Genomic DNA, 26,606 nt, shown 5'->3' on the forward strand with positions numbered 1-26,606 from the left:
ATGTTTACACAAATAAGATAAAAGTGTCATCTTTTTGTTGAGAGACGGAATTTTGGACATTTATCCAGATTTTCTACAGAATATGGGGGTAGTATCGCATCATTCACATGCCTGCGATAAGTATAGTAAAAAGGGCCGCTGCCTATGTTACCTCATTGATGGAAGAAAACCTTCCGGCAAACATGTATTTCCATAATTTGGGACATACGCAAAGGGTTGTAGATGCAGCAATTGAAATTGCCGGGCACAGCAAACTAAAAAAACCGGAGCTAACTATTCTAACCATAGCCGCCTGGTTTCATGATACCGGCTACCTTTACCATTACAAGGGCCACGAAGATACCAGCATGATCATTGCAGGTACATTTTTAATGCAGCACCATTACAATAATGATTTTATACAACAGGTATGGGACTGTATTGAGGCTACAAAAATTCCGCAGGCACCTAAAAACCTGATGCAACAAATCATCTGCGATGCAGATATGCGGCACTTCGCTTCATCCGATTATTTTAAATGTGCCCAAAATTTAAAACAGGAATGGGAAATGCATTTAGATAAGCATTTCAGTGATGAAGAATGGCGCAGTTTAAACCTTAGGGTTTTACAACATCATCAGTACTTTACTGATTACGGTAAAACAGTATTGCAATTTGAAAAAGACAGCAATATTGTTTTGTTGAAGAAGCAAGTCTAATATTTTTTTACCGTTTCTTTTCGTACACCGCTTAGGTTTTCCGGAGTAATACCTTTACCAAGAGATCGTGGTATTTACGAACAAAATCAAAATATTTTTGCCCGGTAATAAATCATACACCATGCTTACAGGCCATTGCATGCATGGTGTATAAGATTTCTCTTTCGCCCCGGCGCGTATTCCCGTCACGGCCCTTTTCGATGACAAAGCAGGTTATGGCTCTTACTTCGTTCCCGACGGTACAGCCAGGGGTTGCCTATCTTTCAGCGGTACGCCAAAATTTGGCGAGCCATCTTTATTCCAGGTAAACTTCTGAGCGCGTGGCGAGCGTTTATTGCCGCAACCCTCGTTAGGATTTGAATTAGCATGATACAGGATCCAATCTTCCCTTCCATCAGGCGACTTAAAGAATGAGTTATGCCCCGGCGCATATACGCTGTTTTCCGGTGATTGCTTAAATACCGGCTCCTCTGTTTTTATCCATGACGCAGGATTTAACAGGTCACTATTTTTAGAAGCCGTAAGCATACCTAAAGCATAAAAGTCGGTCCAACAGCCGCTGGCCGAGTAGATCAGGAATAGCTTATTGCCATGTTTTAAAATCTCAGGGCCTTCATTTACACTTACATGTGCAGGGTTGCCGGAATCGTGTAAGTCGCCATTAGTTTCCCATTGATAAGCAGGGCTTGATATTTTTACGCGTTCGCTGCCAATGGTCAGGGCATCCTTCATTTTAGCGATATAAATATTTTGCTGACCGTTATGGTCACCTTCCCAACCCGACCAGATCATGTACCAGCTACCATTGTTTTCAAATACCGAAGCATCAATAGCCCATTTATCAGTACTGTCGGCTATTTTCCCTTTAAACTCCCATGTGCCTTCAGTTGGATCGGCAAACTTGTTTTCCAGTACGTAAATGCGGTGGTTGTTGTTATTGCCATTGTCGGCGGCAAAATAAACATACCATTTGCCTTTTATAAAATGGAGCTCAGGCGCCCAAAGCTCTTTTGAATACGCCAGTCCTTGCGGAGGCGACCAAATCGCTTTTTTAGGAGCAGTACTCAATTTGGTTACATCCTTAGTTTTCCAGATAACGATATTTCCCCCGGTTGAGTTAGTATAGTAGTAAAATCCATCTTTATAAATCACCCATGGGTCGGCGCCTGATGGCAATAGCGGATTGGTAAAAGTTTTATCGGCAGTGTTTTGTGCAACAGCAGCACCGCAAAACATAAGTAGTAGCAAACAGGTATTGAAAATCTTTTTCATGAGGCTGAAAGGTTTTAGCTTGGTTTATAACGCGCTAAAAGTCTGCAAAAGATTTTACAAAAACAACAAATGTTAATAATACATTTATTATTAAACCTACCTTATCAAAACTTATGCTTTTACCGGTTGGGATGAGCTACGGATAAAAACCTGGGTAGGCAATACAGTAGTTTCAAACTCGGTGACAGGCCGTTTGCTTTCAATAATACTGATGAGCATTTCTGTCGCTTTCTTCCCCATTTCAAAACCGGGCTGATAAACGGCACTTAGCGGCGGGTTCAACACTTCGGCCAATTGGGTATTGGTAAAACCAAGCAAGGCAATATCGGCAGGGATGCGGTAACCTAATTTATGCAGCAGCGATAAGGTGGTCGTGGTGATCCTGTCGGACGCAGTAAAGATAGCGTCAGGTTTACTTTCAGAGAATAGTTCGCTAAGCGCATTTTCTATCTCCGCAAGGTCTTTACCCCCATGCGGGCAGTATTTGATCAGCTTTTCATCAGATGTTATGCCGTGTTGTTCAAGCGCCTGCCGGTAGCCTCTCAAACGCTCTGCAGTAATAGATACATTTACCGAACTGGTGATATGGGCTATTTTGCGATAGCCTGCGTTAATTAGTTGCGTTGTGGCATCATAAGCACCTGCAAAATTATCGGCAACTACCTTGTGCGTGTCAATTTCATCGCTCACCCTATCGAAGAAAACTATAGGCAAGCCTTTTTTATGGAGTTCCTTAAGATGATCTATATTATTGGTTTCGGTTGAGAGGGAGATCAGCAAACCATCAATAGAGCGAAACGTTAAGTGGCGCACATTCTGTAATTCCAGGTCGTACGATTCATGGGTTTGCGTAATGAACACATTATACCCTTTACTGTGCGCAACCGATTCGATGCCATTGATCACCTGCGAAAAAAACTGGTTATCAATAGTTGAAACTACAATACCGAGGGATTTGCTGTTGCCCTGCTTCAGGCTTTGCGCGTTAAGATTGGGCTGATAGTTAAGTCTTTTGGCACACTCTAATACAAGTGCTTTTGTTTTTTCGCCAATTTCGTGACTGTCTTTAAGTGCCTTGGAAACCGCCGAAGGCGAGATTCCCAACTCTTTAGCAATATCCTTTATAGTAACTCCGCCAAAATTCATTTCGTCCCCTTGCTTATGATCTTAAAATTAACAATCCAATTTATATACCGGATAGTAAACATAAGAAAAATAAGTACTACAGGACATAAGTACGCATTATTACATTGATAGCCATATAATTAAATTCAGGGCTTATTATGTAACATTAACTCCCTCCCTCGGGAGGGGTGCGTTGGCAATGTGCAGTGGAAGGGAGGGGTTTATGCAGCATTTAAAAAATAAGTCTATAGGTGAAACCCTTCCCTACACCCTCCCAGGGGAGGGAATCGCACATGGCCTCGTTTCTTTCGGCAATGAAATCAGCGAAATAATACTTCGCTATTTCACAACCACTATAGCCATACCATCGTGCTCCTTGGTACCTACTGTTTGGATAATGGTGGCTGTTACCTGTTTATTATCGGCAAGGGCTTTATTAAAACGTTGCACTCCGCTAACCCGTTCATCATCGCAATTATCATCAAGTACTTTGCCTTCGCGGATTACATTATCAGCAACAATAAGGGTACCAGGCCTTGAAAGTTTAAGCGCCCATTCAAAATACTCGGTGTAGGGTGGTTTATCGGCATCAATAAAAATCATATCAAACGGGCCTGAATCTTCGGCATCAAGAGCCGCAAGACTATCCATCGCCCGGCCCACTTTAATATCAACAACCGGATCTAAACCTGCCTTAATAATATTCTGACGGGCAACATCGGCATAAGCCTGCTCCAGTTCAAGGGTAATGAGCTGACCATCGGCAGGCAACGCACGTGCAAGCCAGATAGTACTGTAACCGCCAAGTGTACCTATCTCCAAAATCTTTTTAGCGTTACATAACTTAGCCAGTAACTGTAAAAACTTACCCTGGTTAGCGGAAACATTGATACCCGGAATACCGGCGTCCTTCATTGATTTTAGCGTACCTTTCAGCACCGCGTCCTCATCGCCAAGCAGGTTACCTATATACTGATCAACCGATTCAAAAAGTGAAGTATCCATAACGTTATTTTATTTATGATAAAATTAAACACTATTTACCAAAAACCACTTTCCCGCCTGCTACCGTCATTGTTACTTTAATATCGTAAATATTATCAGAGTCGATGGTAGTCGGATCCTGATCAAGCACTATCAAATCTGCCAGCTGACCGGCTATCAACCTGCCCTTTTTACCTTCCTCAAACGTGGTATAGGCGCCGCCGTAGGTGTAAGCTTTGATAGCGTCCTCGGCATCAATGCGTTGGTTTGCACCTATAACAATGCCGCCATCCTTAGTTTTACGGTTAACGGCGCTGCCCAGCCTGATCATTGCCGGATATGGCGAAATAGGCGCATCGGAATGCAGCCCGTAAACAATGCCCATATCCATTGCTGTTTTAGTAGGATGCAGCATGGCCATGCGTTTTTCGCCGTATACCTGCATTTTTTCGCCCAGCTCATACATATAGCAATGAAATACAGGAATGATACCGTCAGCCTTGATCTTATCCAGGATGCCCTGGTTAGTGATACTGCAATGCTCAATACGATGACGGGCATCGCCACGAGGGACTGCCTTTTGCGCTTTTTCAATGGCCGAGATCACCATATCTATCTCGCGGTCGCCATTGGAGTGACAGGCAATTTGTAACCCGGCCTTGTGAATAGCCAGAAAAAGACTGTCGAGCGATGCCTGGCTCCTTGCGGGCGGAATACCGTAATAATCCTTTTTTCCCGTAACCGGGTTAATCATATCATAAGGTTCATAAAGCCAGCAGGTTTTGCCGCTTAACGAGTTACCATGTATTACCTTTACGCCCTGAATACGCAAATGATCGGTATTACTGCGTTGTATTTTACCACTAATCAAATCGGCAGCATAAGGCGTGCCCATAAGTATATTAAACCGCATCGGGAAACCTTCGGCAACCAGTTTACGATAGATAACCACCTTTTCGGGCGTTGTCCATGCATCGCCGATACTGGTTACGCCGCTGGCCAGTACGTTCTTAAAATATTTACGATAACCCTCCATCTCCTCATCGGCAGTTGGTTGAGGCGGATATTTAATTTGTGTTGATTTACGCAGGTAAGAAGCTGCTACTTCCTTACAAATACCATCGGGGCGCTTACTGTTTGGGTAGCGTTCAAAAGCGCCACCGGCTGGGTCGGCAGTCTTTTCGTCAATTCCGTTCATTTCCATTAGCATAGAGTTGGCTGCGGAAAGGTGCCCGCTTACATGCGAAATAATGATAGGATGATCTGCAGATGCTTCGTCCAGGCTATCGCGGATAGGCTGCCCACCCAGTTTAGTTTCATTATATCCTACCCCCCTGATCAACATCCCTTTAGGAGTAATGGCAGCTTTACGTTTAAGCAAAGCGATCAGGTTTTTCATGGATGTTACCGTGTCCAGTTCAAGCGTGGCATAGGGCTTATCAAAAGTATAAAGCGGAGCCGGGTGTTGATGCACATCGTTAAAACCGGGCAGTACGGTTTTCCCTTTCAGGTCGATAACCTTTGTGTTTTTATCGATGTACTTGCTGATTTCTTGAACCGAACCTTCGGCCATGATCTTATCACCAGCTACAGCAACGGCCTGGGCACGGTCGCCTTTTTGTTTCAGGGTAACAATATTACCATTGGTTAAAACCAGGTCGGCTTTTTGCGCGAAAGCAGCTATGGAAAAGACTAATAAAAATGCGGAAAGGCAGATATATTTCATGTTGATGTGTAAACTATTTTAAACAAAAAGCAGCGGAATAGCTTCGATAGTAAAATGTTCGGGGTCAAGCACCATTACGCCGTTGTTGAACATGGAGCGCGCCACACAAGGGCCATAAAGCCATTGTATTTGATCGGATAGCTTGTATTTACCAAAAGGATTGCGCTCAATGTGTTCTTCATTGCAAATACTAACCCCTTCAAAATGCATGTGCCCGCTAAAACCGGTATGGTAACCGTTTTCCTCTATAAAGCTCAAGTGCTCATGGTAGGCATCCGCTTCCTGCGGGAAACAGGCTTTTACCTCATGCAGATCCGGGTTGGCAAAATGCGAGAAGAACACTTTATGCCCGTTAAAATCGCGCACTGCAAAGTCAGGAACTGTTTCCTGCCAGGCTTTATCTTCCCTGGTCATAACCTTCCTGCGCCATATTATATTTCAGGATTTCGAGGATATCATAATGATCATCAATAATTACCAGCCTGTGTTTCTTCATACCGCCGTTTTGCTACACGATATTACTCAACACAGGTGAAGAAAAGATTAGTCCATTGTTAAATCTTAATAATAAAAGATTAATTTACTCTTAAACTAAACCCCAGACAACACAATACAAACCAACAACTAACTATTTGCTAATTAATTAACGAATGTTGATTGTACAATTTAGATTGCTGATATTGCTGATGTGGAAAATGTTAAAATTATCACCATAAATACTTGGAAATGTGATGGTGAATACCGGGTGCGCATGGGCATACTTGCCAAACAACTTAAACAATTAAAACCCCATGTTATAGCCTGCCAGGAATGCTTTTACAGCGAAGAAGCTAATGCCGATACCCTGAAGTTTTTGGCTAAAGAATTAAATATGAATTACAGCTTTTTATCCGGAAGATCGAAAAAGCGTCTGTTTGAGGGCAGGATGGTTAACAGCACATCCGGGCTGGGTATATTATCTGTTTATCCGCTTACCGAAACCGGCGGTTTTGATTTGCCTGTAGTACCGGAGGATAACGACCGCAAGGCTTTCCACGTAATTGCAAACCTGCCATCAGGAAAAAACGTTGCTATTACCACAACGCATCTTACCCATTTAGGCAACAATAAAGGTTTGAGAAAAGCCCAGGCCGAAGCGCTTGCCGGTTTTGTTAATACCAACACAGTACATCCATATCATATTATTTGCGGTGATTTTAACGCTACGCCTGATTCGGAGGCGGTTATGGCATTCAGAACATTATCAAACGCTGCCGACTGTTATACCGAAGGTAATGGCGCTGAACCAAGATACAGCCTTACTGATGCCTACTATAAAGCCAACAAACAGGTATGCGTAGATCTGATTTTTGCCCTGCCACTGCCCGGAAGTGATAAATGTCCACAGTTTATCGACTCGGCAGTTGTATTAAATGTTCCTGATGAAGCAACCGGCCTGTACCCAAGCGATCATTTTGGCATCACCACTACACTTGTAATACCCTGACTGTGAAAACACCACATGTATTAGTTATTAATAGTTTCGTTATGCTCACAATATTAAAACGGTGATGAATGTTATAATTATGAGCACAATGTATTATGGACGTACAGGTGATACATTTTAGCAACGTTTATATTGAACCATTATACCCTAACCATGAGTAAGTTATTTTATGTTATTGGCGCATCCGGAGCAGGCAAGGATACCCTGATTAATTATGCCCGCAAACAGATCAACGGATCCGAAAATGTGGCGTTTGCACACCGATACATCACCCGTCCGCCGTTTTCGGGCAACGAGAACCATGTTAGTTTAACCAATGAGGAATTCGCGTTAAGGAGCAAAGCCGGCATGTTTGCTTTAAGTTGGGGAAGCCATGACAAATACTATGGTATTGGGCAGGAAATAAACAGCTGGCTTAACAAAGGTTTTAATGTGATAGTTAATGGCTCGCGTGAATACCTGCCCGTTGCACAGCGGCTTTATCCCGATCTGAAAGTAGTATTAATAACGGCCAGGCCTGAAATTATTGCCAGTCGTTTGGCAGTACGCGGCCGTGAAGACGCTGAAGAAATTGCCAGGCGCATAGCCCGCACTACTGAGCTCAACACCAATCTTGAAAACTGCATCGAGATACAAAATAACAGTGCTGTTGAAGTGGCAGGAAACGAACTTGTAAACCTGATATCGGTAACGGAAAAGCAGCTGGCTTAAACCTACTTTACAAACGGATCTAATGTGGCGGTAAAAGCGACATAGCTAACAAAACTCTGTTTTAAATATTTGCCGTTTATTAGCAAGCTGTAAGAAATAAACCGGGTTACAACGATAAAATATACCTACAAAGGGGTATTTCGGGACGAGAATTTTAAACCTATTTTTATAAAAAAATCACAAAGAAACTTTTACAGGCAAAAATATAGCCTAAACCTCATCACATAAATCAGCCATCTGCCTATAAGCAGTGGCTTTTTTATTATATAAAAGTTTTGATGATCAATCGCCTATCTCAACGTGGCATAATTATAAAACTGCAACCTGCCTGTGCCCTGCACATTAATGGTTTTAGTTTCTGTAGCACCCTGGGCGTTTTTGAGGGTAATGCGCACCTGATTATCCCCTTTTTGTAGCGGAACACGTGTATAGGATATATAAGCCGGTAGGCTTTGCCAGTTGCGTGTGTCGGCCTTTTCGGATAGTAGGCTATATAGCTGAATGCCATAGCCAAGCCCTTCAAGCAGCCCGTTGGTTTTGCCATCGCTTTTGGCAGCTGCACGTAATGAATATTCGGCTATCTTTTTCACCGCCAACCGTGATAAGATGCCACTCATTTCTTTTAGTGCACGTTGCTGCAACGTTTTAAATGCCAGTTCGTTGATATCCTCGGCTTTTACAAGCTGCGCATCCTGATTATTAACGGAGATACTCGCGCTTGAATAATAAGGTGTTTGGGCAACGTATTTTGGGAACGCGACACGAAGGCTTTCAACTGATTTGGTATTTACCCTGTTCCGGTCGCCATCATAATTAAAGGGAACTACTATACCTCCGGCAGCGTCGGTAAAAAACAGATCACCATTACTGTTGCGAATGAGGCTGAAAAATAAATCAACCTGCGTTTTTACCGGCGCAAGACCGTTTTCCCAAAAAAAGATCAACTCCCCGCCATCCGATGGCTTTACGGGTTCATATTTGATACCAAAGGTTGTTTCAAACTGATCGGCTTCGGTTGTAAAGCCATTCAGCTTTGCCGTGCGGATCACGTCCTCTTCCAACTCAACAGGCATTGTGGTACCGTAATAAGTTTTATCAGGACTTTTCAGATAAATTTCGGCCGCGTTCCTGTACGATATAAAGGCGTTGTTTACATCGTTGTTGCTTTCATATAACATACCCTGCAGCGTAAGCGCAAAGGCATCGTTTGAATAACGGTTGTCTTTGTTATTATACTTATCGCCTTGCTCCTGGGCCTGCAAAGTGATGCGGCGGGCCTCAACTATAGCGTCCTCCGTTTTATTAAGGTATAAATAATTAAGCGCTTTATAATAATGGATCATGAACTTCTCAAAATCCTCGCCTTTATATTTTTGCGACGCCGAGTTAAGCAAAACACCAACGGCAGCGTCTGAGGCACTGGTTAAACCTTCGTCAAGCAGTTGATCGGCCTGGTTAAAGTAGTTGTTGCTGTTTTCGTACTCGCCTTTTAAATGGCAAATCCTCCCCTTCTCCATCAGGTACAGGAGTTTATTACGGGGTGCCTGGATCAGGCCATTTTTATCAAGCTCTTTCTCGGCCTGGGGATAGTTACCGGCCGAAACGTTTTTATAATAAGGCGCAACGCTTTGATTATAGGTTGAACACGCCGATAAAAAAAGCATCAGCCCGACAAAAGAAAATACCCGGAGAATATGCGTACGTAAGTTGACCATTATTAAATGCAAACTGCCCCGAACATGGGCATACCATGTTCAGGGCAATAATGTATACGGGCTTTAGTTTTTAACGTATTTGGCAATTTTCTTTTCGCCTATCCAAACTACTTCATTGGTCTGGATATTGGTAAGCTCCAGGTTTACCTGATAGTAAACAATTTTTTGGCGTTTGTGCGCATCAACAATGGAGTTGATTGAACCTTGCAGTATGTAATCGGCACCGTTTTCCAAACCAAATTTTTTCATGGTTGATACAGATGCATTTGTTTGCTGATCTGCTTTTTCGGCGCGCAGCTCTTCACGTTTTTTACCGCCTTGCACCAAACGTACTTTTTGCGATTGGATAAATGAACTTTCGATATCAGTTAAGAATGTTTCGGCATCGATATGCTCATGGCTTTTATTTTGCACAAACCCAACTATAACAACCGGGCGTTTACCCTGGTGCTCGCTAACGTGCGTATCAATCCAGTTAGCACCTAAAATTTTGCCGGTGAGCTCATCGGCAGCCATACGTGCATCACTGTTATTCCAGTTGCCGCTAACATCAATAGTTTGATCGGTGCTAACGCGTGTAACCTGCCTTGAACATGAGGCTATAAAAATTCCTGAAACTGCTATCGCAGCAACTGTTAAGATCCTGTTAAATTTCATCTGTAGTATATATTATAAATTATGATATGTTAGATTGAATGCTGCCCTATTTGTTACCAGCCAAAGCCGATACCAATGCTTGTACGGCCACCCCATCGGCCTCCGTAATTTCCGCCCCAACGGTTGCCCCAGCCGTAGTTTAAAAATGGAGAGTAAGAGTAGCCGCCATATAAACCCCAGGAAGGCGAATAATCATAGTATCCGTTCATGCGTTCCTCATGCCGCCATTCGCGGTTTTGACGGCGACGTTCCAGTTTGGCTTCGTACCAGTCGTACGCTTTATACGTATTCTGTATGGTTGTACCGTGCAAACTGTTCAGGGTATCTGCACTCCTGATATACTTTGCCTGGCTTTCCATATAACGCGGGTTTTGATCGGCTATTAACGATGCAGTTTGCTGGGCTTTTACTGTGCCGCTAAACAAACCGCCTAAAAGCATCAAGGCTATAATGAAGATATTCTTTTTCATCGCGCTTTATTTAATAAGTAAAGTTACGTAAAATGGTGTCCAAATATTACACCAGTGCTAAGCATAAACCGTTAAAATATGTTAATCGGAAGATTTTTGACTTAATTATGAATTGCGGTGGTGGTTCAAACCATTTTCAGCTATAAAAACAGCTGATAATACTGTCACAATACGTCAATACGGCACGTCATAACAGTATATTTGAATACAATGAATATCATGAAAAAATCAACCTTTATCCTATTTGCTACAGGCATTGTTATGACGCTGTTGGCAGCTAATACCAATGCACAAACCACAGCTTTTAAACCAAAAGATCAGCAATTATTTAACATTATTGCACATATGGACAGCGTTATGTTCAACGCGTTTAATAACCGCAACCTGGATGTGATGAAAACGCTGTTTACCCCCGATGTTGAGTTTTATAATGATGGCAAGGGCGTAACCGGCTACGATGCAACCATGGCAGGCTTCAAAGGTATCTTTGAAAACAAACAGGCGGCAGACTTACGCCGCGATCTGCTTAAGGAAACGCTTGAAGTTTATCCCATGCCCGGCTTTGGCGCTATTGAAATGGGTACACACAAGTTTACCCATACCGAAAATGGAAAGCAAATTGTAGGTGTCATGAAGTTTGTACACGTTTGGCAATACCAGGATGGGCAGTGGAAGGTGAAGCGGGTGGTGAGTGTGGGGCATTGAATGGCTTCTTTCGTTTGAAAGAAGAGGATAAGAAACTATGTCATTGCGAGCGCAGCGTGGCAACCGCATGCTATACAAGGCGGATTTGCTTCCGTGCGGTTGCCACGCTGCGCTCGCAATGACATGACTTTTTAATTTCCCCTCTCACTCCACTCTTTCCTTCAACGCCGCTTCCCATCCTATGATGGCATTTTTACGGCTACTACCCCAGTGGTATTGGCCAATTTCGCCGGTTGATTTAATTACACGGTGACATGGGATCAGGAAGGCTACCGGATTGCTGCCTACCGCTGTTCCTACAGCGCGGTAAGCATTTTCGCTTCCCGCTTTTTTGGCAAGTGAGGCGTATGTGGTTAACCCTCCTGCCGGAACTTTCAATAATGTTTCCCAAACTTTGATCTGGAAATCAGTTCCCTTTAAATGCAGTTTGATCTCGTCCAGTCGGCTCCAATCCTGCGTAAAAATAAACAGGGCGTTCTGCTGTATCCTGTCGACTAACTGATTGTATACCGCGTTCGGGAAACTTGTTTTCAATTGCTCCAACGCTTTTTCTTCGCCCTCATCAACAAAAGCCATGTGGCAAATGCCCTTAGATGTTGATGCTACGATCACTTTCCCAAAAGGCGTATCAGCGAAAGAATAATTGATCTGCAGCAGGGCACCGCCATTACGGTATTCGCCGGGAGTCATACCTTCTACTTTAATAAACAAGTCGTGTAAGCGGCCGCCTCCCGAAAGACCGGTTTCCAATGCAGTATTGAACACATTGGCATCCTCCTGTTTCAATATTTCCTTGGCATGTTCCACACTTAAATATTGCAGAAACTGTTTAGGGGTTACCCCTGCCCAATCTTTAAACATACGCTGGAAATGGAAAGGACTTAAATTAACATGTTCTGCCACTTCATCCAGTTTAGGCTGAGCCTTAAAATTCTCTTTGAAAAAACCTATCGCGTCGGCAATACGGGTATAATCTATCTCTTGCTGGGTTTTCATAATGTCTTATTATTAAATAATTTCAATCGAGCTCTTATTTTTATAACACAAAATTACAGGCCCCAACAGCTCTGAACAATCCGATTCTTGCTGAGTTTTCAAACGATACGATCATCAATTATACTTTTCAATACTACCGCGTTATTCAATTTCAGCTCTTTTGACGAAAACACCAGTGTCACCGTTTTATGCGCTTTAATATAGTCAACCAATTCATCCAATGCCTTTGTATCATCTATTTCGGCGTGATACTTTTTATTGAAAGCCTCAAACTTTTCAGGGTCGTGGTTATACCATTTCCTTAAATTGTTAGATGGCGCAATCTCCTTAAACCATTTATCAATATGCGCATCTTCTTTTTTGATTCCGCGCGGCCAGAGGCGGTCTACCAAAATTCTTACCCCATCAGTTTTACCGTAAGGTTCATAAACCCGTTTTACTTTAATATCCATGGTATAAACTCCTTATAATTTATAATCGATTGATTGAAAGCAAAACACCGCAAGAATCGGATTGCCCGCGCATTCCCCTCGCGATAGCTTTGACATTATTCAAAATAACAAAAATGAAATTGGAACAAACACTTAAAGATCGGATCAAAAATCTTGATTGGGATCAGATCAATCATACGTTACATGATAAAGGCTTTGTAATTGTTAAACAGGTATTGGATGAAAAAAGCTGCGATATATTAATTGGTGACTATGAGGCTGATGCTTACCGTAAAACCGTTAACATGGAACGTTATAGATTTGGCTACGGCGAATACAAATATTATAAATACCCCTTGCCCGCCGTGATAACCGATTTGCGGGAAAGCGTTTACCCTCACATTGTTCCTGTTGCAAATGCATGGATGCGAGAACTTGGGATAGATAAGCAATTTCCGGAAACGCACGAAGAAATGAAGCAATTAAGCCATGAAGCGGGGCAAATTAAACCAACGGCTTTAATATTACAATATGCAACCGGCGGCTTCAATACCCTGCACCAGGACCTATATGGCGAAGTTTACTTCCCGATCCAGATGGTGTTTACGCTCGATCAGCATAACAGCGATTACACAGGCGGCGAGTTCGTGCTCACAGAACAGATTCCGCGGGCGCAATCAAAAGCCAATGTGCTTACTCCCGATATGGGCGATATGGTTTTATTTACCACCAACTTCCGACCGGTAAAAGGAAGCAAGGGCTACTACCGGGTGAACATGAAGCATGGCGTAAGTCCGGTTCATAGCGGTAAGCGTCATAGCCTGGGCATTATATTTCACGATGCGCTTTCTTAAACATAATCATGTAGCTTTAAGCGTTATCATCAGAGATTAAAACAATGCTGCAAAACCGCGTAAACCCATTTGGACAACTCATTAAAACACCCGAACGCGGTGCATGGCTTGGCAACCGGGGGATAATACATAATGAGCATAAAGAAATTGTGCGTGCCTTTAAAATTAAGGCATGGATAACCTGCGTTCTGGAGTTTAGGGGCCGTCATCGTGAAATTATGCAGCCTGACCGATGGACAGAACTTTTCTTTTTGGATGAAGCTACCACATTTTCGGCCGGTCACCGCCCCTGCTTTCAATGCCGGTATCAGGACCATCAAAGGTTTAAAGAGTTTTGGCTGAAAGGAAACCCACAATATGGATTTAATATGAAAACGCCGGTATCTAAAATAGATGAAATCTTACAAACCGAGCGGATTGCCGCCGATAAATCAAAGGTCACCTACGAGGAAAATATAAAAGCACTTCCTAACGGTACTTTTGTGATTTATAACGATCAATCCTATTTGTTAAAAGACGATCACCTATACTTATGGAGCCCCGCCGGATATGAAAAAGGGATAGCACTGCCTGATGCAAACAAACTACAGGTATTAACTCCACGGTCGTTTGTTAATATGTTTAAAGCAGGGTATATACCGCAAATGAGTGTATAGTTGCAGGTGGTATTAAAACCGATATCACGGGTTAAATAACTTCCAATGCCCTTCAGTGATTACCTCAATGCCCACGTCAGTAACTTTAATCGCTGTTTGATCATCAATTGCATACGAAGGTACCGGTATGGTAGCCGCCAGTTTTTCGATACTGGCCAGGGAATTATCCGGAAACCATTCGTGATCTAAATGCGGATGAATCGCAAAGTCAACAACCCCCAGCGATTTATTGTAGTCCGCCGGTAACGTATGGTGTCCGTAGGTTGTTCCATAGCGGGTCATGATCATGCTGCCGGCACTTAGACCTACGTATACCATTTTGTGCAATAACGATGGTAATAACTCCGTCAGGCCAGATTGCTGCACCCAATAGGTTAGGTATTGGCAATCGCCGCCACCTACAAGTAAAGCATCGGTCTCCTGAAGCATATCAACCCATAACTTTCTCTTGATACTGGGCAAAGCGGTAAGTTCCAGTAAGCCCAGCGATTTCCAACCTAATTCGCAAAAAGGGTCACCTAATGTGCCATTGATCACCCTCCGTACAATATCGCCACCATTCGGGATGCCATATATGGCGGTTGGTACAAAAAGGGCGTTTGCTTCAGCAACTGGTTTGCCCAGCAACTCAATCAAAGCATTTCGGATACTTGCGTTACTGATTCCCGCGGATGTTAAGAGAAGCTTCATTATCTTTTTGTATTTTATTAATGTCCTGGCGGGACTATTTTAGGCTTAATTAATAGCAAAGCTAAATTTAAAATTGTGAATTATATTTACCCAACGCATTAACCATGACCAATAACGAACTTGCCAATATCAAGGCATCAGGCAGATGGCCAGTAAAGTTTTCTGACTTTTACCGCCATTATTTTTTTGCAACTATTCCGTTAGGATGCATATTTGTGGCTATTACAATGCTTTATAACGCCTTTGAATTCCATAACAATGAGTTGAAAATGCCAGGAACCATCGGGTTATCTATTTTCATTCTGTTTTTTATTTTTGTTATAAAACGTTTGTATCAAAACCAGGTGTTTGAAAAATATCAGGTGACGGATGAGGTATTAAACAATCTTAAAAAAGTACTAAAATCACTTCATTTTCATAATGTGAGATATTATGAGCGCGGCTATTTCAAATGTACCTCTGGCGTGTCATGGTTTTCCTGGGGCGAAGAGATAACGATAATTATTGACGACAACTACCTTTTAATCAACAGTAGGCCCAATCAACCCATTACCCTGTACGAAGACAGAAAAAACGTCAAGTCAATCATAAAATCCTTACAATCAATACATAACAACGCAAACATCTAAAATCGTAAAAACTCCATCCACCTCCTCTTGAATACACCAGCACGCTATCTCCGGCTAATGCCGTTTTACATTTCATTATCTTTTGCTCTATACAAAAACACCCGCTAAACTTACTCCGTCCATTCAATCCCTTTATTCGTCGGTACAAAATTTCATGTCACGGCCTCGCGACTACCTTTACAACATCAAATAATAATTTGATCAGTGATAAGGTTTAGGTTAGAGCTTCCAAGCAGCGAGTGCAAGGAAGCTTTTTTTATTTACACCCGTGCCTTCCTCTTTCTTATAAAACCAACGTTATCCGGTTCATCTATACAATTTCCCGGTTCACCGACACATGATTGTTAAAACAATGCTCCATCTGCACCTTTGATTTATAATTCAGGAGCAGGGACACTGAATTATAGGTTTTTTTCATAAAGATGAAGCACCTGTGCAATTGTACAGGTGCTTTTTTTTAAACCCACACTATTAATGTGAACCGGCCATGCTAAACCGGCGCAGACAAGTAAAAGAATCCAAAATCAAATGATCCGCTCAAAAGCAACTACTTTTTTTATTCATGCTGCAGGCTGGCTTGTATTTTTAGGGTTCCCGCTATTGTTCATGAACCGTACGCAGCAAAGCAGCGCCGGTTCTTTTGCGGTATTGTTCTCGCCATATTACTGGCTGTTCTGTCTCACTTATATTTTCATGTTTTACCTGAATGCGTGGTACCTGGTGCCAAAGTTTGTATTCAGCAAAAAATATATCTGGTATGGCTTTATTGTATTGGTGCTTTCGGGCTGCGTTTACTTTTTACAGCCTTTTGATAACCTGCTGCTGCATAACCTTATTAAAGGCAACAAACCGGCAACGGCAGCCGTTCCTAACCCGCAACCTATAGGTCCGCAAATTACGCCTACAGGTATCGATACCTCGGCGCCCGATCAGCAAAATATGCCATTCGGCCCATTGCCGCATGAGGACCTGCGGATGCAGGACCCGAGCCTTAAACCCACTAACAAGGTTATTTTCATCCATCAGTCGGGCAATATTGATATGGTCGGGCTGTTTATTTTCATTATTGTAATGGGCTTGAGCGTGGCCATAGCCACAGTTCAGAAATGGCAGCTTACCGAGCAAATGGTTACGCGTGCCGAAGCCGAAAAAGCCCATGCCGAGCTTTCTTTTCTAAAAGCGCAGATCAATCCGCATTTCCTGTTCAATACGCTGAATAATATTTATGCCCTATCGGTCACCAATAGCGAACATACATCCGAAAGCATCATGAAACTCTCGAATATCATGCGTTATGTAACCGATGAGGTAACCGAAGATTTTGTGTTGCTGCAAAATGAAATTGATTGTATTAACGATTATATCGATCTGCAACGCCTGCGTCTCGGCAAAAAAACAACTTTAAATTTTGAGGTATCAGGCGAGATCACGTATCAAAAAATCCCACCTCTTGTTTTGATGACCTTTATTGAAAACGTATTCAAGTACGGGGTAAGCAAGCATCAGCCATCGGTTATCAATATTTGCCTGAGGGTAAGCGGCAATCAAATGCTGTTTATCTGCAAGAACACCATTTTTGAAAAACGTCCCGACACTGAGCGCAAGGGCATAGGCATTGCCAATAACCGCCAGCGCCTGCAGCATATTTATCCTAACAAACACCGGCTCGACATTAACTCGGTAGATGGCAATTTCATTGTCGAACTGGAGATTAACGCTTAAAACTATTTATTATGCAACTGAAATGTGTAGCTATTGATGATGAGCCATTGGCCCTTCAGATCATTGAAAAATATGTAGCCGAATACCCGGCGTTAACACTCGTTAATACTTTTGAAGATGCCATATCGGGCGGCGAATACCTGAAACGCAATAAGGTGGATGTGCTGTTCATAGACATCAACATGCCCGATATTACCGGTATCGACCTGGTAAAATCACTGGAAGATAAGCCTATGATCATTTTCACCACAGCTTATAAAAACTATGCGTACGAGGGTTATGAACTGGAAGCAGTTGATTACCTGCTGAAGCCAATCAATAACCTGCGCTTTGGCGCGGCTGTTCAAAAAGCTATAGGCTATTACCAGTACAAGCATACAGATACCTCCAGCGAAGGTGATTTCCTGTATGTACATTCAGAATACAGGCTCATCAAAATCAATGTTAAAGACATTGAATACATTGAAAGCATGCAGGATTACATCAAGATCCATACACTGGGTGCATCCAAACCTATACTTACGCTTATGCCCTTGAAAAGCGCTATTGAAAAGCTGCCGGCGGCAAAGTTTATCCGTATTCACCGCAGCTTTGTAGTAGCGCGCGACCAGATCAGATCAATCCATAACCGCAAGGTTAAACTAACTGAGGTTGAGCTGCCTGTGGGTACAAACTATACCGATTTTATTAAGGACTGGCATAAATAATCAATTCATCGGCACATTGAAGGCATTGAGCGACACATTATTTAAAAGCCTCATAATTAGCCTCAACTTTATAATAATTAATTGACACTAATCCTTACAGTCATGAAAACGGCAGGCAACAAAAAAACCATTTTAGTACTTGATAAAAACAGCAGGATGTTATCGGTAATTGATGATATTATGTATTATGGTGATTTTAATGTGCACTTAACTTATGATCCTAACGCGATATATGACAAGGCAAAGGTGATTAACCCCGACCTGATCATCCTGGATTATTTGCTGCTGGATACCGACTGCGAGCTGGTGTGCCAGGATTTTAAAGATGACGAAAAACTGTGTAATGTGCCTATCATCATTGTTACCGCCTTTAAAACAAAAAAAGCACAGGCCGATTCCTATAAATGCGATGCCTTATTTGTAAAGCCGCTGGATATGGAAGTACTTGCCTCAAGGATAGAATACCTGATGGCATCATAAGGGCCGTTTTGTAAAACTCATATAAACCTGCTAAGTTTAGCCTTTATTACTTAACCAACCTGCAACTGTAAATGAAACTCAAGAGCAATATTGCCACCAGCGAGAATGGGTTTATTTTTAACCCGGCCACCGGCGATTCGTTTTCCGGAAACGGAATGGCGGCTCAATTGCTCGCGGCCATGAAAAGTGGCAAAACCAACGCTGAGATCAAACAGGATATCCTTAACAGGTACGATGTGAGCGAAAACCAGCTGGACAGGGATTGGGACGATTGGATGCTGCAGCTAAAAGAAGCAAACCTGCTGGAAATTTAAGGACGATGGCAAACAAGTACACTAATTTATGTATTGCCGTTACCGGGCTTAATGCCAATGATAATCCGGGTCCGGGGATGGCGGTTATTCGTTCTTTAAAAGAATGTTTCGGGGATGATTTGCGCATAATAGGCTTGTCGTATGAATCGCTGGAACCGGGGATTTATTTGAAGGAACTGGTAAATAAAACCTACCAGATCCCCTATCCAACCGAAGGTACGGCTGCCCTCATTGAACGGCTAACCTATATCAACCAGCAGGAAAACCTTGATCTCGTGATCCCCAACTTTGATTCGGAGCTATTTAATTTTATAAAGATAGCGCCACAGTTAAAGCAAATGGGCATAGCAAGCTATCTCCCTACACAGCAGCAGCTGGCATTAAGGGATAAGGTACACTTAAAGGATTTTGGTACAAGGCACAGCTTTTATGTACCTGCCGATCATAAACTGTACACTGCCGACGATCTGCAAAAAGCCGCTACTGAGTTTAGTTTTCCCATGGTAATAAAAGGAAAGTTTTACGAAGCCTATATAGTTTACACCATGGATCAGGCTTTAAAGGCCTTTCATCAGCTTAATGCCACATGGGGTACACCGGTAATAGCGCAACAGTACATTAAGGGTAACGAGATCAATATCGCGGCGCTGGGCGATGGGCAGGGGAACAACATTAGCATAGTCGCCATGCGTAAACTCTATATTACCGATAAAGGCAAGGCTTGGGCCGGCGTTACCATTAAAGATGATAACCTAACCCAACTGGCCAACAATTTTGCCCTTGCCACCAACTGGAAAGGCGGTTACGAAATGGAGATCATGAGCACAGCCGAGGGGCATTTATATATACTGGAAATTAACCCTCGGTTTCCGGCATGGGTTTATTTAACGGCTGCTGCCGGGCAAAATCAGCCTGCTGCTCTTGCCAAAATGGCTTTGGGCGAAGCTTTTGAACCCTATACCGATTACCAGGCCGGCAAGTTATTTATCCGGTACTCGTGGGATCATATTGCCGATATCGCCGATTTCCAACAGATCTCGGCCTTTGGCGAATTATAATTTATAACAATGGAAAAGCTGCCATACCAAAAACCATATATAAAAAAACTACATGCCGGTGCCATGAACAAATTTGGTACCCGCACCGGTGTGCAGCCCGTTAAAAGCATCGACGGCGTTTCGGTTAAAAGTTTAATTGAAAACTATGGCTCGCCGGTGTTTGTACTATCCGAAAAACAGATCCGCAGAAATTACCGTGCAGCTTACCGCGCTTTCAGCACGCGCTACCCTAAGGTACAATTTGCATGGAGCTATAAAACCAATTACCTCAATGCTGTTTGCCAGATTTTTCACCAGGAAGGCAGCTGGGCCGAGGTAGTTTCGGGCTTTGAATATCGTAAGGCATTAGACAACGGCGTACCCGGTAACAAGATCATCTTTAACGGCCCCGGCAAATCGGCAGATGACCTACAATTGGCTATTGAGCACGATTCCATGATCCACATTGATCATTTTGATGAGCTTACCCAGTTGCTAAACCTGAGTAAAAACCTCAGCAATAAACCACGTGTAGCTATCCGCGTAAATATGGATACCGGCGTTTACCCTCTTTGGGACCGCTTTGGTTTTAACTATGAAAATGGTGAAGCCTGGTCGGCAATTAACAAGATCATTACTTCCGGGAGTCTACAACTGGTAGGATTACATTGCCATATAGGCACCTATATGCTCTCCACTGATGCTTACGGAATTGCCGCCAATAAACTGGCCCAACTTGCGGTAAGTTGTCAAACCCAGTTAAATCATAAAATAGAATACCTTGACCTGGGTGGCGGTTTTCCATCAACCAATACCCTAAAAGGTGCGTACCTGCCGGGAAATGATACCGTACCAACGGTTGATGATTTCGCGGAAGTGATTACCTCTGCCCTGCTCAATTTTGGTTTTGCCAATGATGATCTGCCCCTGCTGATACTGGAAAGCGGCCGTGTATTGATAGATGATGCCGGTTACCTGTTGGGCACAGTTATAGCCAACAAACGTTTGGCTAACGGCAAGGCCGCTACAATTGTTGATTTTGGGGTGAATATCCTGTTTACCTCCTTCTGGTATGAACACCAGGTAAGCCCTGCTCAGGATTTTGTGGCACATAACGACAACATGGTGATTTACGGCCCGCTTTGTATGAATATCGACGTTGTCAGGGAAAGTATCAATCTCCCTGCGCTCAATCCCGGCGACCAGTTGGTGGTTCATAAAGTAGGCGCTTACAACATGACCCAATGGATGCAGTTTATCACTTTACGGCCCGCGGTTGTATTGATAGATGAAAAATTGCGCACCCATCTCATCCGCAAAAACGAAACACTTGAATATACTGCCGAACCGGAGTTGGTGCCCGCTCATTTAAACAATAGCAAGTGAAGCAAATTTCAGCATTTATAAAACCGGTCCTCAATTCCTATTCGGTACTGTTTTTTTCGCAGAACCGGGTATTGGGGGGCATTTTATTGCTGGTTTCTTTCTTTAACCCGGTATCCGGCTTTGCCGGACTCGGCTGTGTTTTGCTTTCCTTACTAATCACAAAACTATTAAAACTCACAGGCGAAGATCACCGCACGGGAATCTACAGCTTTAATAGTTTGTTGCTGGGTATTGCATTCGGGGCATTTTTCCAGGTTAACCTGATGTTTATAATCTGGACTGTTGTTGCCTGCTGCATGGTGGTTATTGCATCCATCATCATATCGCAACGCTTGAGCAAACAAAACTTGCCGATGCTTTCATTGCCTTTTATCCTGGTATTTTGGCTGGTATTACTCACATCCAACAGTATTTTTAATACCGGACTATTGCAAAAAAGCAGCTCCCTACTTCAGGAAATTTATACTGGTCCGGGTAACCTTGCCGGGGCTGAAGGGTATCTTGCAGCAGCATTACCCAGACTATTAAGCCTCTTCTTTCGCTCATTGAGTGCGGTGCTGTTTCAGCACCATATCATAGCCGGGATGCTTATCGCCATTGGGATACTGGTTCATTCGCGCATTGCTTTTAGTTTACTGGTAATTAGTTTCCTGGCAGCATGCGGCTTTAACAGCATCTCCCATACCTACCCTGAAGGTATCAGCTATTACCATTTGGGTGCCAATTTAATGATGGCATCAATGGCTATCGGGAGTTTTTTTACTATCCCCTCGCTACGCTCTTACCTGCTGGCTGTACTTTGCATTCCTTTTGGATTTGTGGTCATCAACGCGCTTACTACACTTATGGCCGTCCATGTGCTGCCTATTTTCTCCTTGCCGTTTTGCGTAATCAATATCAGCCTGCTTTATTTCTTAACGCTGATTGGTCATCGTTCAACGTTGCTATTAACCAAAGTGCAGCACTACTCGCCGGAGAGAAATCTTTATCATGTTTTAAACCTGCAAAACAGGCTAAACGATCTGAAATATATTAAACTCAGCCTGCCATTTATGGGTTACTGGACGGTATCCCAAGGCTATAATGGTGCTATTACCCACAAAGGCGAATGGGGCCAGGCGCTTGATTTTGTGATCACCGATGATGAGCAGAAAACGTATCAATTCCCGGGTACACTTCCCGAACATTTTTATTGTTTTAACAAACCAGTATTAGCTTGTGCCGATGGCGTTGTGGAACAAGTGGTAAACCACATTGAAGACAATGACATTGGCGAGGAAAACCTCAAGGAAAACTGGGGGAATACAGTTGTAATTAACCATGCTCCGGGCCTTTACTCCAAATTATCACACCTTAAAAAAAACTCTATAAAAGTTAAACCTGGCGATAGCGTAAAACAAGGCGATCTGTTGGGATTTTGTGGTAATTCGGGCCGCTCACCGGAGCCGCATCTGCATTTCCAGTTGCAGGCGACCCCGTATATCGGTTCCAAAACATTGTCCTACCCGTTTGCCTATTATTTCAACAAAAAGGGGCATCAAAACAGTCTTGAGAGCTATGCTATTCCTAATGAAAATGATGTGCTCTGCAATTTTGAAGTTAACGCATCACTCAAAAAAGCTTTTGACCTGCAACCAGGTTTTGTTGCTAAATTAAGTACCGAAACCGGCGTTACCGAAGATTGGGAAGTTTTTAAGGACGCGGCAAACCAATCATACATCTACAGCAAAACCACAGACGCGGCAGCCTATTTTATCAATAACGGCACCATGTTTTACTTCACCAGCTTTTATGGCGATAAAACATCATTGCTTTACTATTTTTATCTGGCGGCTTATAAAGTTATTTTTAATGATGCCGGGTATGTCCAGGCTGGTGATGATCTGCCGGTGCCACTTACCAATAATAAAATATTGCTTTGGTTACAGGATTTTGCGGCACCTTTTTACAGGTTTATCAGCATAAAATATAAAAGTGGCATCCAGGTAAAAAAAACAGGATTGAACGTTGTATCCAGGCAATACCAGGAAATTGCAGGCAAAACCAGGCCGCTTAGCGAGGCGACGATTTTTGTTGAGCATGGCAACCTGCAAGCCTTCATTATAAACATAAACAACCGGCATATTGAAGCACAATGGAGTACAGAAAATTAACCATCATTTTTGTCCTGCTATTCGCTGTTCTTGTTGCTCATGCGCAAGACATTGGCGTAGTTGTGCCCGATAGCACCGTCGATCAGCTATACAACGCCGGTAACTGGAAACAACTCATCAACTTTGTAAATAAAACAGTTACAGACAGCACGGACTCGCCGGCTTTGCACTTTAAAGTTGGATATGCCTACATGCTTACCGGAAACTACAAAGCGGCTATCAGCCAGTTTAACCGGGTCTTAGTAAAAGAACCGCAAAACACAACTGCCCGCCTGTATAATTATTATTGCAATACTTACATCAACAATAACGGCGCAGCATTTTACAGCGCATCGCGTTTAGACCAGGAAACCTTACGAGGCATTAAGTTATCTCCCTACGGCTTAACCGACGCTACGCTGGAAAGCGGCATAAAACTCCCCGCCAATAACGAGCGGGATAATGGTTTTTTTGAGCGTGCGGGTATTGGGGCGAGGCTGTTCTGGCGTTTACAGCTTGATCAGTCGTTCATATTTTTTAAGCAGAATATTTTCCGGTCGGGGTTTATTGATTATAAAAACCAGGTTGGCCGAACCGACAAACAAACCGAATATTATGTTAGGGCGAAGTATTCACTGGCAAAAAACATCAGCCTGATTGGGGCATATCATTACCTGCATACCAGTTACCGCAGCAATATCAATCAAAGCAATCTCGGTTTATTTGGTATAAAATACGATACCCGCTATATTGATTTGCAGGGCGATATTAACTGGGGAAAGCTGATTGACAAAACTTTAAAACAATATGATGCCAAAGTGGATTTTTATCCATTAGGAAACCTCAATTTATACACCATGAGCAGGGCATCAATACTAAATTTAAGCGGGGTTCATACTTTTATTTATAGCCAGTCGGTTGGGTTTAAGGTACTGGATAAAACCTGGCTGGAATCGGCTGCTACCTTTGGCAACCAGGATGATTACCTTGATGCCGATGGTTTGTATGTTTACAATTCTATCGACCCTACAAAATTTAAATGCGGGGAAAGCGTTTTTTACCAGATAGGTAACCATGCCTTACTGAATTTAAATTACTTTTACGAAAAGAAAACAGACATTTACCGCGCTGTTAAGTACAACCAAAACTCTGTCACGTTAGGCATAACATGGAAATTTTAAAGAAAACGTTTACAGCTATACTTTTACTTGCTTTTGCAGCACAACTGCAGGCGCAAACAAACGCGGTGCTGCAAAAGGCTTTTCACAACAGTTATACTAACGAATTAAACAAAAACTACGTAGCCGCCATTGCCGATATCTATCCATACTATTCGGAAAATAATTATGAAATAACCATCAGGCTGGGCTGGCTCAATTACCTTAATAAAAACTACACGGCTTCGCAAAGCTATTATCAAAAAGCCATAACACTGAAACCCAGCTCGGTTGAGGCTAAATTTGGCTATGTAAAACCCCTCTCCTTTTTGCAAAGCTGGGATAAGGTTCTGGAGCAATATCTTGCCATATTGAAAATAGATCCGCAAAATACCCAGGCCAATTATTGGGGCGGCGTAATTTATTATAACCGCAAACAATACGAACCGGCCATTAAACTTTTCAGGACAGTGGTAACGCTTTACCCTTTTGATTATGACGGCAATCACATGCTGGGTTGGTCTATGCTGATGGCCGGCAAAAAAGCCGAAGCAAAGCCTTTTTTTGAAAAAGCCCTGATCATTAAACCCGCCGATGCTTCAAGTACCGATGGTTTAGCCCGGTGTAATTAATAGCGTTAACATTTTTTATTGTAGAGACGAAAATCTTTTCAACAGCCTCCACCAACCTCTTCATACATCGATTTAAATCCTGCATTCATCGATACATCTCCCTACGGGCCAATTTTCCAATTTAATTTTAATTAAACCTGTCCACAAAAAGGCAGCGCTAATTATCAATTTAAATTAAATCAAGAAAATGAAATCCTTTTACGCTACACTAATGGTGTTGGGTACAGTTATCTGCCTGGCATCATGCAAAAAGGAGAACGCCTCAAAATCAGGTTCAACCGGCGTTTCTTCATCAGCCATTAGCTCAACGGGTGCTATTGCTATCAGCCTTGCATCCGGAAGTACCGATAGTGTTTATATGGTTGGCTGCTATGGCAGGCATAATCAAATAGATACCGTTGCTTCAAGTGCCTTACCAACCGCTATAGGCACCTACCTTACAGCCAATTACAGCGGCTACACTTTTAAAAAGGCATATGCCATTGATAGCGCAAGCACCGTTGTTAACTACGTTGTAGTTATAAAATACAACAGTGCCCTTGTTGGCCTTAAATTTACAGCTGCCGGCACCTTTGTAAACATCCTTGAACAACGCGAAGGCATGGACCTTAAAGGACAAGGCTGGCATATGGGAGGCCCTTTTGACAACCGCGACGGCAAACACCGCGACACTGTTGCAATTTCGGCATTGCCTGCTGCTGTGAGCAGTTACTTTTCGGCAACCTATCCAACAGATACCTTGCTGCATGCTTCTGTAGCCCCCGACAATGTTTATATCTTGATCAGCAAAAACGGCGTACTTTATTCAACCGCTGTAACTGCCGCAGGCAAACTGGTTAAACGTGTTCAAATTGAAAAACACGATTTAAGACATGCCGCTGTTACCGAAGCAAACCTTCCGGCAGCTATTGCTACATACCTAACCACTACCTATCCCGGTTATGTATTTGACAAAGCATTTTCTGAAACATCCAACGGTACCTTACAAGGTTACGTTGTGTTCATTACATCAAACAGTACCAGGTACGCGATAATTTTTAACGCTTCGGGTACATTTGTTAAAGCCCTGCCTATCCACTAAACAAAAGATCATAGCGCTGTTGGTAAGCCATGTTTTTAACTAAACATGGCTTACTTGCTTTTATATAAAATAAAGCTAAAAGCTACCCGATCATTTAACCTCCATAGTTTTGCACTCAGCAATCAACAAATTTGATAGTCGGACTATTGGCGA

28 protein-coding genes are annotated in these 26,606 nt (G+C 42.8%); 17 read left to right on the forward strand and 11 right to left on the reverse strand.

What is annotated here, in order from left to right:
• The first annotated feature begins 107 nt into the window (after positions 1–107).
• The gene (locus tag EAH55_RS19385) at positions 108–698 is read left to right on the forward strand and encodes an HD domain-containing protein (RefSeq protein WP_121811111.1); all 591 of its coding nucleotides are present in this window, start codon (positions 108–110) and stop codon (positions 696–698) included.
• A gap of 222 nt (positions 699–920) precedes the next feature.
• On the opposite strand, the gene EAH55_RS19390 is transcribed toward EAH55_RS19385, so the two are convergent.
• The 5 genes from EAH55_RS19390 to EAH55_RS19410 form a co-directional block, all read right to left on the reverse strand.
• Positions 921–1,970 carry a glycoside hydrolase family 43 protein gene (locus EAH55_RS19390; protein ID WP_121811112.1) on the reverse strand — a complete coding sequence of 350 codons (1,050 nt, stop codon included), beginning with the start codon at positions 1,968–1,970 and terminating at the stop codon, positions 921–923.
• 111 nt (positions 1,971–2,081) lie between these two features.
• A complete protein-coding gene (locus EAH55_RS19395; protein WP_121811113.1) occupies positions 2,082–3,116 on the reverse strand; it encodes a LacI family DNA-binding transcriptional regulator in 1,035 nt (344 codons plus the stop codon).
• A gap of 318 nt (positions 3,117–3,434) precedes the next feature.
• Complete coding sequence (locus EAH55_RS19400; RefSeq protein ID WP_121811114.1) at positions 3,435–4,100, reverse strand: O-methyltransferase; 666 nt, start codon at positions 4,098–4,100, stop codon at positions 3,435–3,437.
• A gap of 31 nt (positions 4,101–4,131) precedes the next feature.
• Complete coding sequence (locus EAH55_RS19405) at positions 4,132–5,805, reverse strand: amidohydrolase (RefSeq protein ID WP_121811115.1); 1,674 nt, start codon at positions 5,803–5,805, stop codon at positions 4,132–4,134.
• Between the two features lie 18 nt (positions 5,806–5,823).
• Positions 5,824–6,219, reverse strand: coding sequence for a hypothetical protein (locus EAH55_RS19410; RefSeq protein WP_121811116.1), 396 nt, complete (start codon positions 6,217–6,219; stop codon positions 5,824–5,826).
• Positions 6,220–6,493: 274 nt separating this feature from the next.
• Here EAH55_RS19410 and EAH55_RS19415 point away from each other — a divergent pair, with 274 nt between their 5' ends.
• Together EAH55_RS19415 and phnN are read left to right on the forward strand one after the other, a co-directional pair.
• Positions 6,494–7,291 (forward strand): endonuclease/exonuclease/phosphatase family protein, encoded by a 798-nt coding sequence (locus EAH55_RS19415; RefSeq protein WP_121811117.1) that lies wholly within the window; start codon positions 6,494–6,496, stop codon positions 7,289–7,291.
• A 153-nt stretch (positions 7,292–7,444) separates the two neighbouring features.
• Positions 7,445–8,002 (forward strand): phosphonate metabolism protein/1,5-bisphosphokinase (PRPP-forming) PhnN, encoded by a 558-nt coding sequence (phnN, locus tag EAH55_RS19420; RefSeq protein WP_121811118.1) that lies wholly within the window; start codon positions 7,445–7,447, stop codon positions 8,000–8,002.
• A 290-nt stretch (positions 8,003–8,292) separates the two neighbouring features.
• Here the strand turns inward: phnN and EAH55_RS19425 are convergent, their stop codons facing one another.
• From EAH55_RS19425 to EAH55_RS19435, 3 genes are all read right to left on the reverse strand, one after another.
• Positions 8,293–9,717, reverse strand: a complete 1,425-nt coding sequence (locus EAH55_RS19425) for a COG3014 family protein (RefSeq protein ID WP_121811119.1) — start codon at positions 9,715–9,717, stop codon at positions 8,293–8,295.
• A gap of 63 nt (positions 9,718–9,780) precedes the next feature.
• A complete protein-coding gene (locus EAH55_RS19430; protein WP_121811120.1) occupies positions 9,781–10,374 on the reverse strand; it encodes a penicillin-binding protein activator LpoB in 594 nt (197 codons plus the stop codon).
• 53 nt (positions 10,375–10,427) lie between these two features.
• Positions 10,428–10,844, reverse strand: coding sequence for a hypothetical protein (locus EAH55_RS19435; RefSeq protein WP_121811121.1), 417 nt, complete (start codon positions 10,842–10,844; stop codon positions 10,428–10,430).
• Between the two features lie 219 nt (positions 10,845–11,063).
• On the opposite strand from EAH55_RS19435, the gene EAH55_RS19440 reads away from it, so the two are divergent.
• Positions 11,064–11,549: a nuclear transport factor 2 family protein gene (locus EAH55_RS19440; RefSeq protein ID WP_162996965.1), complete on the forward strand. Its 486-nt coding sequence runs from the start codon at positions 11,064–11,066 to the stop codon at positions 11,547–11,549.
• A 144-nt stretch (positions 11,550–11,693) separates the two neighbouring features.
• On the opposite strand, the gene EAH55_RS19445 is transcribed toward EAH55_RS19440, so the two are convergent.
• Together EAH55_RS19445 and EAH55_RS19450 are read right to left on the reverse strand one after the other, a co-directional pair.
• Positions 11,694–12,545: a methylated-DNA--[protein]-cysteine S-methyltransferase gene (locus tag EAH55_RS19445; protein WP_121811123.1), complete on the reverse strand. Its 852-nt coding sequence runs from the start codon at positions 12,543–12,545 to the stop codon at positions 11,694–11,696.
• Between the two features lie 98 nt (positions 12,546–12,643).
• A complete protein-coding gene (locus tag EAH55_RS19450; RefSeq protein WP_121811124.1) occupies positions 12,644–12,997 on the reverse strand; it encodes a DUF488 domain-containing protein in 354 nt (117 codons plus the stop codon).
• 113 nt (positions 12,998–13,110) lie between these two features.
• Between EAH55_RS19450 and EAH55_RS19455 the strand changes: the two genes are divergently transcribed.
• Both EAH55_RS19455 and EAH55_RS19460 read left to right on the forward strand, forming a co-directional pair.
• Entirely contained in the window at positions 13,111–13,830 is a 720-nt protein-coding gene (locus tag EAH55_RS19455; protein WP_121811125.1) for a 2OG-Fe(II) oxygenase, read from the forward strand.
• Between the two features lie 44 nt (positions 13,831–13,874).
• Positions 13,875–14,486, forward strand: coding sequence for a hypothetical protein (locus EAH55_RS19460; protein ID WP_121811126.1), 612 nt, complete (start codon positions 13,875–13,877; stop codon positions 14,484–14,486).
• Between the two features lie 24 nt (positions 14,487–14,510).
• Here the strand turns inward: EAH55_RS19460 and EAH55_RS19465 are convergent, their stop codons facing one another.
• Positions 14,511–15,176 carry a Type 1 glutamine amidotransferase-like domain-containing protein gene (locus EAH55_RS19465; RefSeq protein ID WP_121811127.1) on the reverse strand — a complete coding sequence of 222 codons (666 nt, stop codon included), beginning with the start codon at positions 15,174–15,176 and terminating at the stop codon, positions 14,511–14,513.
• A 104-nt stretch (positions 15,177–15,280) separates the two neighbouring features.
• On the opposite strand from EAH55_RS19465, the gene EAH55_RS19470 reads away from it, so the two are divergent.
• The 11 genes from EAH55_RS19470 (at position 15,281) to EAH55_RS19520 (ending at position 26,453) form a co-directional block, all read left to right on the forward strand.
• Positions 15,281–15,805 carry a hypothetical protein gene (locus EAH55_RS19470; RefSeq protein WP_121811128.1) on the forward strand — a complete coding sequence of 175 codons (525 nt, stop codon included), beginning with the start codon at positions 15,281–15,283 and terminating at the stop codon, positions 15,803–15,805.
• 528 nt (positions 15,806–16,333) lie between these two features.
• Positions 16,334–17,527 carry a sensor histidine kinase gene (locus EAH55_RS19475; RefSeq protein WP_121811129.1) on the forward strand — a complete coding sequence of 398 codons (1,194 nt, stop codon included), beginning with the start codon at positions 16,334–16,336 and terminating at the stop codon, positions 17,525–17,527.
• 11 nt (positions 17,528–17,538) lie between these two features.
• Positions 17,539–18,234, forward strand: a complete 696-nt coding sequence (locus EAH55_RS19480) for a LytR/AlgR family response regulator transcription factor (RefSeq protein ID WP_114938771.1) — start codon at positions 17,539–17,541, stop codon at positions 18,232–18,234.
• A 102-nt stretch (positions 18,235–18,336) separates the two neighbouring features.
• A complete protein-coding gene (locus tag EAH55_RS19485; RefSeq protein WP_112569450.1) occupies positions 18,337–18,714 on the forward strand; it encodes a response regulator in 378 nt (125 codons plus the stop codon).
• 71 nt (positions 18,715–18,785) lie between these two features.
• Positions 18,786–19,028, forward strand: coding sequence for a PqqD family protein (locus EAH55_RS19490; protein WP_121811130.1), 243 nt, complete (start codon positions 18,786–18,788; stop codon positions 19,026–19,028).
• A gap of 5 nt (positions 19,029–19,033) precedes the next feature.
• On the forward strand, positions 19,034–20,086 hold the full coding sequence (locus tag EAH55_RS19495; RefSeq protein ID WP_121811131.1) for an ATP-grasp domain-containing protein: 1,053 nt from the start codon (positions 19,034–19,036) through the stop codon (positions 20,084–20,086).
• A gap of 9 nt (positions 20,087–20,095) precedes the next feature.
• Positions 20,096–21,451: an alanine racemase gene (locus tag EAH55_RS19500; protein WP_121811132.1), complete on the forward strand. Its 1,356-nt coding sequence runs from the start codon at positions 20,096–20,098 to the stop codon at positions 21,449–21,451.
• Positions 21,448–23,604 carry an urea transporter gene (locus EAH55_RS19505; protein ID WP_121811133.1) on the forward strand — a complete coding sequence of 719 codons (2,157 nt, stop codon included), beginning with the start codon at positions 21,448–21,450 and terminating at the stop codon, positions 23,602–23,604. The genes EAH55_RS19500 and EAH55_RS19505 overlap by 4 nt, the downstream gene beginning before the upstream one ends.
• Positions 23,586–24,764, forward strand: coding sequence for a tetratricopeptide repeat protein (locus EAH55_RS19510; protein ID WP_121811134.1), 1,179 nt, complete (start codon positions 23,586–23,588; stop codon positions 24,762–24,764). Before EAH55_RS19505 ends, EAH55_RS19510 begins: the two co-directional genes overlap by 19 nt.
• The gene (locus EAH55_RS19515) at positions 24,752–25,372 is read left to right on the forward strand and encodes a tetratricopeptide repeat protein (protein WP_121811135.1); all 621 of its coding nucleotides are present in this window, start codon (positions 24,752–24,754) and stop codon (positions 25,370–25,372) included. The genes EAH55_RS19510 and EAH55_RS19515 overlap by 13 nt, the downstream gene beginning before the upstream one ends.
• Before the next feature lie 187 nt (positions 25,373–25,559).
• Positions 25,560–26,453 carry a PepSY-like domain-containing protein gene (locus tag EAH55_RS19520; protein ID WP_121811136.1) on the forward strand — a complete coding sequence of 298 codons (894 nt, stop codon included), beginning with the start codon at positions 25,560–25,562 and terminating at the stop codon, positions 26,451–26,453.
• Positions 26,454–26,606 lie beyond the last annotated feature (153 nt).

The organism is Mucilaginibacter kameinonensis (assembly GCF_003675385.1).
Taxonomy (GTDB): domain Bacteria; phylum Bacteroidota; class Bacteroidia; order Sphingobacteriales; family Sphingobacteriaceae; genus Mucilaginibacter; species Mucilaginibacter kameinonensis.